Annotated in this window: 9 protein-coding genes and 1 tRNA gene; 5 read left to right on the forward strand and 5 right to left on the reverse strand. The window is 66.2% G+C overall.

Annotated features, from left to right (window positions below; all coding sequences use genetic code 11):
- Positions 1-18: 18 nt before the first annotated feature.
- The 4 genes from ACFWAY_RS15120 to ACFWAY_RS15135 form a co-directional block, all read right to left on the reverse strand.
- Positions 19-2,973 (reverse strand): CHAT domain-containing protein, encoded by a 2,955-nt coding sequence (locus ACFWAY_RS15120; RefSeq protein ID WP_378511105.1) that lies wholly within the window; start codon positions 2,971-2,973, stop codon positions 19-21.
- A gap of 12 nt (positions 2,974-2,985) precedes the next feature.
- A complete protein-coding gene (locus tag ACFWAY_RS15125; RefSeq protein WP_378511106.1) occupies positions 2,986-4,386 on the reverse strand; it encodes a hypothetical protein in 1,401 nt (466 codons plus the stop codon).
- A gap of 124 nt (positions 4,387-4,510) precedes the next feature.
- Positions 4,511-5,080, reverse strand: a complete 570-nt coding sequence (gene dcd, locus ACFWAY_RS15130; RefSeq protein WP_005238072.1) for a dCTP deaminase — start codon at positions 5,078-5,080, stop codon at positions 4,511-4,513.
- A 9-nt stretch (positions 5,081-5,089) separates the two neighbouring features.
- Positions 5,090-5,758 (reverse strand): TetR/AcrR family transcriptional regulator, encoded by a 669-nt coding sequence (locus ACFWAY_RS15135; protein WP_378456246.1) that lies wholly within the window; start codon positions 5,756-5,758, stop codon positions 5,090-5,092.
- An 86-nt stretch (positions 5,759-5,844) separates the two neighbouring features.
- On the opposite strand from ACFWAY_RS15135, the gene ACFWAY_RS15140 reads away from it, so the two are divergent.
- The 4 genes from ACFWAY_RS15140 to ACFWAY_RS15155 all read left to right on the forward strand — a co-directional run bounded on the left by ACFWAY_RS15140 (position 5,845) and on the right by ACFWAY_RS15155 (position 9,224).
- A complete protein-coding gene (locus ACFWAY_RS15140) occupies positions 5,845-6,669 on the forward strand; it encodes an oxygenase MpaB family protein (RefSeq protein ID WP_378511107.1) in 825 nt (274 codons plus the stop codon).
- Positions 6,670-6,765: 96 nt separating this feature from the next.
- Positions 6,766-6,839: transfer RNA gene (locus ACFWAY_RS15145), tRNA-Gly, on the forward strand.
- A gap of 81 nt (positions 6,840-6,920) precedes the next feature.
- A complete protein-coding gene (locus ACFWAY_RS15150; RefSeq protein WP_378511108.1) occupies positions 6,921-7,340 on the forward strand; it encodes a LysR family transcriptional regulator substrate-binding protein in 420 nt (139 codons plus the stop codon).
- Between the two features lie 846 nt (positions 7,341-8,186).
- A complete protein-coding gene (locus tag ACFWAY_RS15155; protein ID WP_378511115.1) occupies positions 8,187-9,224 on the forward strand; it encodes an MBL fold metallo-hydrolase in 1,038 nt (345 codons plus the stop codon).
- A gap of 476 nt (positions 9,225-9,700) precedes the next feature.
- Here ACFWAY_RS15155 and ACFWAY_RS15160 read toward each other — a convergent pair whose 3' ends face one another.
- Positions 9,701-10,030: a serine hydrolase gene (locus ACFWAY_RS15160; RefSeq protein WP_378511109.1), complete on the reverse strand. Its 330-nt coding sequence runs from the start codon at positions 10,028-10,030 to the stop codon at positions 9,701-9,703.
- Between the two features lie 143 nt (positions 10,031-10,173).
- Between ACFWAY_RS15160 and ACFWAY_RS15165 the strand changes: the two genes are divergently transcribed.
- The coding region (locus ACFWAY_RS15165) for a dihydrodipicolinate synthase family protein (protein WP_378511110.1) at positions 10,174-10,355 on the forward strand (182 nt) is incomplete at its 3' end.

Raw genomic sequence — 10,355 nt, forward strand, 5'->3', positions numbered from 1 at the left:
TCGGTCATGCGTAGTCGGCTACTCGTTTCTCGGTCCGACGACGGTGTCGGCGCGTTCGTACTGTTCGACGCCGTCCCGGACGACCCGTCGAATGCGGTCGCCGTCGGCCACGAGGTCGTCGAGCAGCGGCACCGCCAGTTCCGGCCGGATGGGGGTTTCCGCGAGGAGCTGGCCGAGTTCGAGTGCGTCCGAACCGAGGGCGCCGACGATGACCTGCCGCCGCGCGTAGTCCAGTGCCGCCTCGACGTCGAGTTGCCTCGCGGTGTCGCCCCGCGCCGTCGATATCGGTGTCGCCGTCTCGACCAGCAGTGCCCGGACCTCCTGCGCTGCCAGATCGCGGTCGGTGGCCCACACCAGCATGGCGGCGACCGCCACGTACAGCGCGGCGAACGTCGTGCCGTCCATCTCCGGGCGGTCGACGAGCTGCTCGCAGGCCGTCTCGGTGATCGTCCGCGGCGCGTAGACGTCCGGTTTACCGACGTCGGGGTAGTACGGGGTTTCGTGGGTGAGTGTGCCGTCGTCCTCGATGGCGCCGACCGCGAACGCGTCCGCGGTCCAGGCGGGGTAGGTCGGCTCGTCCGAGTGGTCGCCCGAGGCGATCACCAGTCTGCCGTCGCTCACCAGGCGTGCAATCACCGCATTCTGCGCATCCGAGGGCACGGCATTGCCGTAGTCCAACACCAGGATGTCGGCATCGGCGAGGGCGGCGTCTTCCATCCACCGGCAGACGTCGTGCTCGGACGGGACACCGTCGCCGAAGGCCAGCTCGCGGGGCAGGAGTTCGGCCAGTGCCGATTCGCCCTCCCCCGTCTCGCCGGCTACCACCCGCCCCGGAACCCCGTGCTTGATGGCGCACTGCGTGACAGCGACGGCGATCTCCTCGCGTCGGCCCACCGTGAACGGACCCGCGACCGCCAACCGCAACGCGCGCCGCACCGGCGACGCCGCCGCCTCTGCTTCGGGCACAGCGGTTTCGGCGCCGAAGAAGTCGGAGCCGTTCGATACCTGGGGAGCCGGTTTCGCGGCGCCGACGCCGAGTTGCCGGACGAGGACCGGCAGGTCCCGCGGGTCGAACGTGCCGTTCTGGGCGGCCAGATCCGCCAACTGCTCCCACAGTTCCAGGTGCCGCACGTCCGCGTAGAGGCGGGACAGGTCCTTCTCCGGATAGCGGGTCAGGGTCGGCAGATTGCGCCGGATCCATTGCCACACTTCGGGCCACGACAGTGCGTCGAGACGGATCGTCCGCACCTCCGAGGGGCGGAGCGGTCGCGTCAGTTCGACCAGGTCCGCGGTGGCCGCCACCGCGAGCCGCGCCTTGCTGCGCCGCTGCGTCAGCAGGACCAGCGCGTCGAGGAGGCCCGGGGCGCCGGGTGCGTCGCCGACCAACAGGTCACCGTCGTCGATGACGATCGCAACCGGGACTTCGGTGAGGTCGCCGAGCAGTCGCTCCCACCAGTCGCCGGCGCTGAATCTGCCCGGCCGGACGGTGCGCACCCCGACGTCGCGCATCAGCTCGTCGACGAGGCGGGCCAGTTCGCGGACCGGGTCGGGTTCCGCGAGCAGCCGTTTCGCGCTGATGTACAGATGCGCGATCTGCGGGTCGAGCTCGTCGAGCACCCGGTCCAGAAGCGAAGTCTTTCCCGTCGACGGCATTCCGACGACGTGGAGCAACCGCGCCGGCGTCTGCCCGGACAGCACGTCCACCCCCTCGCGCAGCTCCGCGAGGCGGGAGATGAAACGGAGTTCGCCCTGGCGGATACCGAGCCGCAACCCGACCCGCCGGGACGGCGGCTCCGGCCGCGCCCTCGCCTCCGGGTCGATGATCGCGCCGGGCTCGCTACCCCCGACGAACAGGCACGGCACCGCCCAGTCGAGCAGCGGGTCACCGCTGTTCTCGTCGCCGTTGATCGCGAGCCGCGCCAGCCGCAACGCCTCGGCCACCGGCTGGCCGGCGGTCAGTGCCTGGTAGAAGAAGCGTGTCAGCAGGCGCTCCGTCCTGAAGGGCAGCACCGCCTGCATCCCGATCACCATCGGGCACGCATCACGCACGCAGATGTCGGCGGAAGACAGTGGTCCGGGCCAGGGATCGTCGTCGGCGGCACCGTCCGGCGCGCGGGCCGTCTCACAGCCCGCGAACACGGCCAGCCGGAGGTCCGGGAGTTGCTGCAACAGCAACGCGAATTCCTGGCTGGGCAGCAACATCCCGCGACCGTTGCGACGCTCCAGCTTGAGCCCGTCCGGATTGGCGTGGCCGAGGTAGTGGAAGAGGTGAAAACCGCGTCTCTGCATGCCCATTCGACTGCGGAGCCGTTCAACCGACGGGCGGTCCTCGACCACCACGCGCAGCAGGCCACGGTCGATCAGCGGCTGCAGTTCCGACAGCAGGCTGCGTTTCTCGGCATACAGGTCGAACGGGGCCTCGGAATCCGAGGGACCCTCCCGCAAGGGGCTCGACATCACCAGCAGGAGGTTGAGCGGCGGCTCGATCGGTGTCTGCCGCAACGGGTAGGTGCGCGACCGTCCCGACCGCACCACGTGGACATCGCGTGCCATGGCGAGGAACTGGTCGGGTCGTTGCGGATCCAGCAGCAACTCCCACGGCCAGGCGCACACTTCCTGCGGCGCGGCGAGGACGCGCACGAGGAGTTGGGTTCCCTCGGTGCGGGCCAACCCCCGGCTCTGCTGCAGCAGCGTGACGATGTCGGGGACTCCGAACACCAGATCCGTCAACACTTTTCCCACGTCGAGCGCATGGGTTGCGGCGTCGGTGCGCGCGTGCCGGACGGTGTCGGTCAACCACTCGGACGGTGTGTCGATCGTCCGTCCGGTGACGTCGTTCGACAGTTTCCATTCCGGGACCGGTCGCCGCACCGCGAAGACCGAACCCATTCGCGACTGCGCCGACAGCCAGACGTGGTCGCCCGCCCGGAGAACGCTGATCTCCAATGCCTCGAAACCAGGTGTCGGTCCCATGTGTCGGCGCTCCTAGACGTCCACGGACCGGGCGATCTCGTCGAGGTCGACCACACTCGCGACGTCGGTGACCGGGTGCACCCCGGGTGCGCGCACGGTGATCCGGTAGTCCTGGGCGGTCAGCCCGTCGAGGCTGGTCTGCTGCCAGCCGTCTGCGGTCGACGCCAGCGGATGTTCGCGACTCGGGCCGCCGGCGACGGGCTCGACCGTCGCGAGAAGCCGAGCGCCTCCGGCACCGGTGCGCGCGCGGATCACCAACGGCTCGGCGGTCGTGACGTCGTCGACTTCCAGTGCGACCGATTCGTTCACCGCCGGAAACACGTTCGGAGGCGCGAGCGTTGCGGTGTTCAGGATTCCGCCCACATGGTCGAGCACCGGGTCGTCGTTCTGGAGGGATCCGTGCCGCTGGCTGAAGAAGGCCGCGTTCTTCCATCCCGTCATGAGCTCGTGCGGGGTGGACGACAATTTCGGAACAGTGCCGTCGCCGCCGCTCTCGTCGGGTCCGCGCACGGTCATCGTCTCGACCTTCGTCCCGGCGAGCCGGGCGGCCCACTTGGTGGGCTGGAAGTCGCCGATCACCGGCCGGATGTCGTAGCCCTCGTGTCCCGAATTCAGCCGTGCGGTGACCGTGTCGCGCAGTTCCCGGTGCAGGCGCACTGCCGCACCCATCCGGCCGGCGTCGAGACCCGTCCCCGACCAGTCGAGCTTCTTGTCGTCGAGCGCGAGCCACGACCCGTCGTCGCCCGCCATGCACCGATACGACGGCAGCAACTGGTAGGCGGACGTGAACGACCGGATCAGCGCACTGAGGTCGACGGTGAACGGACCCCAGCCCTTCCGGAACCCGTTGACGAGGAAGTCGAGCGCGTTGACCGAGCCCGAGTACGGGGTCCCGAACGTGACGAGGGTGCGGGTGTCACGCCAGCCGTCCAGGAATTCGAGGAACAGTCGAGCGACGATTCCGCCCATCGAATGGCACACCAGCACGAGCTTCGCGTCCGCGTTGCCCGACTTCTCGCGCCACCGCGCCAGCCACTCGTGGGTCCGTCGGGCCAGGGCCCGCGCTGCCACCCGGTTGTCGCGCCGCCAGTCGTAGGGGAACTCGAAATAGTTGTCGCCGGGAACCAGCCCGAACCGGCGGACGACGTCGTCACGGAATTTCGTGTACCCGTCGATCTTCCAGTCCAGCCCGGGAACGAAGTGGAAGTCCGGGACCAGGCGGGTGGCCACGACGCCGTCGCCGAGGTCGTCGACGTCCGGGTCGTCACCGTCGAGTTTCAGGCGTTTGATGTTCCCGCCCAGCGACAGCACGCCTGCCAGCGCGACGCCCGGTGTCGGTGCCCATATGTCCTTGCCGTCACGGGCGAGCACCGACCCGCCGATGCCGGGCAACAACACGACTACGTCTTTCATGGCGGCCTCCGGGATCGAACGCCCAGGAGAGGGCGGCTTCGAATCTCAGTCTTCTCTCACCCGCCGCAATACACACGAGTAGCGGACCACTCGGTTTGCAACTATTTTTGCGGGCCGCGCGGGCTCAGCTCTGCGCGAAGTTGAGGTAGGCCTTCGACGGCGTCGGGCCGCGCTGGCCCTGGTACTTGGAGCCGACGGCGGAGCTGCCGTACGGGTGTTCCGCCGCGCTCGACAGCCGCAGCAGGCACAGCTGGCCGATCTTCATGCCCGGCCACAGGGTGATGGGCAGATTCGCGACGTTGGAGAGTTCCAGCGTGATGTGCCCGTTGAAGCCGGGGTCGATGAACCCGGCCGTGGAGTGCGTCAGCAGCCCGAGGCGGCCGAGCGAGGACTTGCCCTCGAGGCGTCCCGCCAGGTCGTCGGGCAGCGAGCACACCTCGAGCGTGGAGCCGAGAACGAACTCTCCGGGGTGCAGGACGAACGGCTCACCCTCGGCCGGCTCGACCAGCGTCGTCAGCTCGTCCTGCCGCTGAGCTGGGTCGATGTGCGTGTAGCGGGTGTTGTTGAACACCCGGAACAGGCTGTCGAGGCGCACGTCCACGCTCGAGGGCTGGACCATCGAATCGTCGAACGGGTCGATGCCCAGACGTCCAGCGGAAATTTCGGCACGGAGATCGCGATCGGAGAGGAGCACACGTAGAGGTTAACGGGTGTGGATGGCCATCGAGAGCAGCAGTTCGGTGCAGGTGTCCACGAGCTCCTCCTCGGGCAGGGTCACGGTGCCGTTCAACCACGCCGTCAGGGTCTGCGCGAGGCCCCCGACCATGAAGTGCGCGGCCAGGTCGAGGCGAGGGCTCTCGGCCACCTCGTAGTAGCCGACCGTCTGCTTCGTGACCAGGCCCGCGAACAGCCGCGAACTGTCGAGGCGGCGCTGCGCCAACACCGCGCTCGACTGCGCCACCGAGAACATGAGACGGCCCTGACGCGGATCCTCGGCAACCTCCCGCACGATGTTGCTGACGCCGGCACGCACGATGTCGCGTTCGCCCGGCCCGGCGTTCGACACGGCATCCAGGGTGCTGGTGGCGATCCGGTCCACCACGTGGTCGTAGACGGCGACGGTGAGCGCGTCGCGGTCGGTGAAGCTCTCGTAGAAGTAGCGGGTGGCGAGCCCGGCCTGCTTGCAGACTCCGCGGACGGTCAGGGCGTGGTCGCCGTCCGCGCTGCCCAGCAGGTCGAGTCCGGCCTCGATGAGCTGGCCGCGTCGTTCCGATTTGCGCTGGTCACGCTCCTGGCCGCCATAGACGCGCCCACCGTCGCTCGTCGAGTTTCCGACGTTCGCGTTCACCGGTGCGGTAGCCATGCGCACCATCTTTCCACCGGACTCTGGACGGCGAACATATATGTGAGTACGGTCGTGTTCAGATAGCGAATCCGTGGTGGGGAGAGGGAACAAGAATGTCGACGTCACTCGAAGTACCGGACCGTCTCGATCAGGTCATGGACGGCGCCGGACTACTGGCAGGCGCTGCGAACATCATCATGCAGCTCGCCCATCCCGGTGTCGGGTACGGCGTATACGAGAGCAAGGTCGAGAGCGGCCAGCTGTTCAGGCATCCGATCAAGCGGACCCGCACCACGCTGACCTACCTCGTGGTGGCAGCCCGCGGCACCGACGAGGAGAAGGCGGCCTTCCGCACGGGCGTCAACCGCGCCCACGCAAAGGTGCGCTCCACGCCCGACAGCCTCGTGCAGTACAACGCCTTCGACCCCGAACTGCAGCTGTGGGTGGCCGCCTGCATCTACCGCGGGTTCGAGGACGTCAATCGCGCCCTGCACGGCAACCTTTCCCCCGCGGCCGCCGAGTTCTTCTATAAGGAAGGCGCCACGTTCGGCACCACTCTCCAGGTGCCCCCGGAGATGTGGCCCGAAGACCGCGTCGCGTTCGAGGAGTACTGGAACAAGGCCCTCGACAAGGTGTCGATCGACGACACCATCCGCGCACACGTCCTCTCCATCGCGCGCCTCGAATTCCTGCCCGCCATCGTGTCCCGCATCTTCGGCCGGCTCAACATGTTCTTCACCAACGGCTTCCTGCCCCAGCAGTTCCGCGAAGAAATGCACCTGACATGGACCGACAAGGATCAGAAGCGCTTCGACCGGACCCTCGGCACCATCGGCGCCATCAGCAGGCGCATCCCCGTCCGCATCCGGGAGTTCCCCTACAACCTGCTCATGTTCGATCTGCGACGCAGAATGAAGGCGGGCAAACCGCTCGTATGACACTCCGCGTGTGTGCTCACGTAGTCCGGATCACCATCTGATAATGTTTCCGCCGCAGGGTGTTGGGCCTGCCTACGGGCGCCCAATATCGTGCGCGCCGATGTAGTTCAATGGCAGAACATCAGCTTCCCAAGCTGAATACGCGGGTTCGATTCCCGTCATCGGCTCCATCCATCCTACGAACGAACTCCATTCCATCCATCCATCCAGCTCGCGCGCGCGGCGTGGGGTGTTCGCGCACCGAGCCGCTCATGGTGGTGCTGCCCGCAGGTCACCGGTTGGCCGGCAAGGAGGAGGTCGCCGAGGCCGACCTGGCCGGTGAGCCGCTGGTCTGGCATGACGATCCGAGCACGCAGCCCACCAGGCGCCCGCACCCCGACTCCGGGCTCCGGGTGCGGGCCGTGGAAGAGAAGCTCGAGCACGTCGCGGCCGGCCGGGGCATCTCGTTCCTGGCCCGTTCAGCGACAATGTTCTACTCACATCCGGACATCAGCTACGTACCCATCCCGGAACTCGCGCCCGACGAGGTGTGCTTCGCGATGGCGGCATCGAACACCTCGCCGCTGGCCAACGACTTCTTCACCGCGGCGCAAGCGACCGCCGAGATCACGGCAGAATGCGGGAATTACGAATTGTGGCAGCTCGAAAACGGTGCCCTTTCGATGAAGTGATCTCGAGAAAGGGAAACGGATACATTTTTCAGCCAACCGAGAGGCGTGTTCCGGGGAGGCTTCCGGACAGTCCGAACGTGCCCAGAGACGGGCGTGAAGTCCGAGTGTTCTCTGTCATGAATAAGTTTCGTACTTATTCTCATTGTCGGTACCAATTGACCGGACGAATATTGCGGCGGTGATGCATGGCCCTGTGCGGCGCCGGGATCGCGACGACGGGACAGTACCCGAATCGGGGATGGCAGGGCCGGCATGGGGCTCATCGACGTCCTCTGCGGTGAGGGCGCGCCTCGTGCAGCACTGGTTGTCGATCGGATGGATTGGCAAGATATCTGTAGCTGTTGCAATCGCTACGCTGGCGGCACTTGCCGACCCGCAGTGACCATCACAGCTGTCTGTTGTTAGTTCTCGGCGAGATACTTCCCGCACTCGCATCGCTGGCCCGCCGCCGTTGCTTCCTGCGATCCGGATGGGAGGCCGCCGATAAACTCGGTGTTACGTCTGGTCGAATCCGTCGGGACCGATAACCCGGTTGTATGTCAGACCAGGCACCGACAGGAAATCTTGATGGTGACGGTGCTCGCCGGGAACCGTCGGCGAGGCGCGAGGCAATACGACCAGTCTTGATATGCAGGGTTACCAGTAGACTGCTCCGCATTTATCGGATGCACGTCAAGCTGGCCTGCAAGCAGTGGTCATCAGTCAAGCTCCTGTCCCGTAAAACCCAAAGGCCGGCCTGGAAGGGCCAGGCGGAAATGTCGTGAACCGCCGCACACGAGTCGAGTGGCGTGTTAGAACGAAGGTGTGGCACTCGGCGAACAGATCGAGATCGACGTTCGGACACGCATGATTGTGGGTCAAGAGCTCGATATGGCCGCTCGCCAGCCAGATGTGGGCAACGTGATCGTTCACCGAGCCGGAGATCTCTTGGTGCTCGTCGACAGCGGGGTCACATCCGTTATCCGCGACGCTATCCGATCCGCTGCCGACGACCTCGCTCCGTGGTCGAAGATCCTGCTGCTCACCACCCACGGTCACCCCGACCATGTCGGGAACAACGACATCATCACAGACCTCGGCGACGGGCTCGACCGCTCCGACGTGCACCATTTCGTCAGCGCGCACGACGCGAGCCAGTACCACGATCACGGGCTTCCCTACTGGACAACGAGCCTTGATCGCGTGTCCGGCTTGGTACCGGGCTTCGAAGATCCGTCTGCGGCAGCTCGCCGGCTTCTCGCCATGTACCAGCCCTACGTTCCCATCACCGACATCACCCGGACCTACGAGGAACTCCCGCTCGAGCACCTCGTCATCGGCTCTCAACACATGTCGGGTTGGTCGTTCGGTGAAGGTGCCGTTCAGGTCATCCGCACCCACGGCCACTGCGCCGGCCAGGTCGTCGTCCACCTTCGCGAGGCGCGGTTGCTGCACCTGTCCGACGAACCGAACGGCCCGTGCGGCGCGATGCACGACGCCAACCAGATGAATATCTTCGCCGCGCTCGCCCAGGCGCTGACGCTGGTCGAGACCGATGCTGTCGACATCGTCACCGAAGGCCATGCGTTCGAGGTGTTCGATCGCCCGACCGCGGTCGGGCGTCTGTCGACGCTGCTCGATCAGGCTTCGGCGCTAGACGGCGCCGCACAGGCACTGCTCAGCGGTGGCATCGACGACCTTCCGGCGTTCGTCGACGCCTTCGTTGCGCGCTCCCAGGCGCTTGGCGTATCGGGTGCGAACCCGAACCCCATGTTCAACACCATGATGACGATCGCCAAGCTGCGCGAGCTGGGCCTCGTCGCGAAAGGCAAAGGTCCGCAACAGACATGGAGCCGACCCGTGCTCGACGACTCGATGGGCGCACCATCATCATCGGTTGAATGACCCTCGACCGATGTTGTTGCTGTGCTCCTTCCCATCCCACTTGCCTCGACGAATATGCACGAGTCGAATATGCAGGGCTACCAGTAACGGCCTGATACTGCACCAGATGTCCGATCCGAGGTGACGGAATACCCGTTATCGCTGTTCTCGACATATGCAAACGTCGTTCGGTTCTCTGGGGCGATGACCACCATCGAGCCGCCCCAGCCTCCCCAGAAAAGGCGTCGTCCGACCGGACCTGGGCGGGGTTCGCAGCGGCTGTTGTGGCGAGTCCCAAACCCCATTGAAGGGGCAGCCCGAGCACCCGGTCGAGTCCCGATGAGTGTGGATAAAAGACGGCGTCCACCGTCGCCTCGGACAGCAGACGTCGGTCGCCGATGGCACCGTCTACGGTCAGACGCTCAGCAAAGTGGCGACCGAACGTGCGTGGCCGTGCCCGTTCGCTGCGCCGAGCTCCGCTGCGCGCCACCATGTCGTCATCGCCTCCGCGGTGTCGACTCGGGGGGCTGTAAACGCGTCGACCATGGCTTTCCGATCCAGGTCTGGCGGGAACGACATTCGGACCGTCTCCGGCCCAACAAGTTCCGCGATACGCCGGAGGTCGACGTCAGTCGCGCGCCCAGGCGGAGACTCGGCGCCCGCCGGATCGACGAGTTCTGTCCGAATGAAGCTGCCCAACGACAGCCTGTCGTGCGCCGGACGAGCTCACCGATGACGTGGCCGTAGTTCTGCGCCTGGTATCCGGCCTCTCGGCCCGGTGCCCAGCGCGGTTGCTGGGCAGCCAGTCGCCGGCAGGCTGTTGTCACATACCTCGGGATTGCCCGGATGGATGCCCCCGTTCTCGATCGATGACCTCTACGACACCGATCCGTCGCGCTTGAGGCGATCGGAATCCCTGCCAACCCCTTGCATACTTTCTCCTACACCAGAGCGAAGTGAGGTTCGACCGATGTTCACCGGACTGTCCACCTTCCCCCTTACGCCCATGAACGAGACAGAAATCGACGAGCCCGCGTTCTCCGGAATTATCTCGCGGCTGGCTGACGCGGGGGTCGATTCCATCAGCGCCCTCGGGTCCACCGGTAGCTACGCCTACCTGACCAGAGAAGAGCGCAAGCGAGTCGCACAGCT

It is taken from the genome of Rhodococcus sp. NPDC059968, assembly GCF_042738615.1.
Lineage (GTDB): Bacteria > Actinomycetota > Actinomycetes > Mycobacteriales > Mycobacteriaceae > Rhodococcus_F.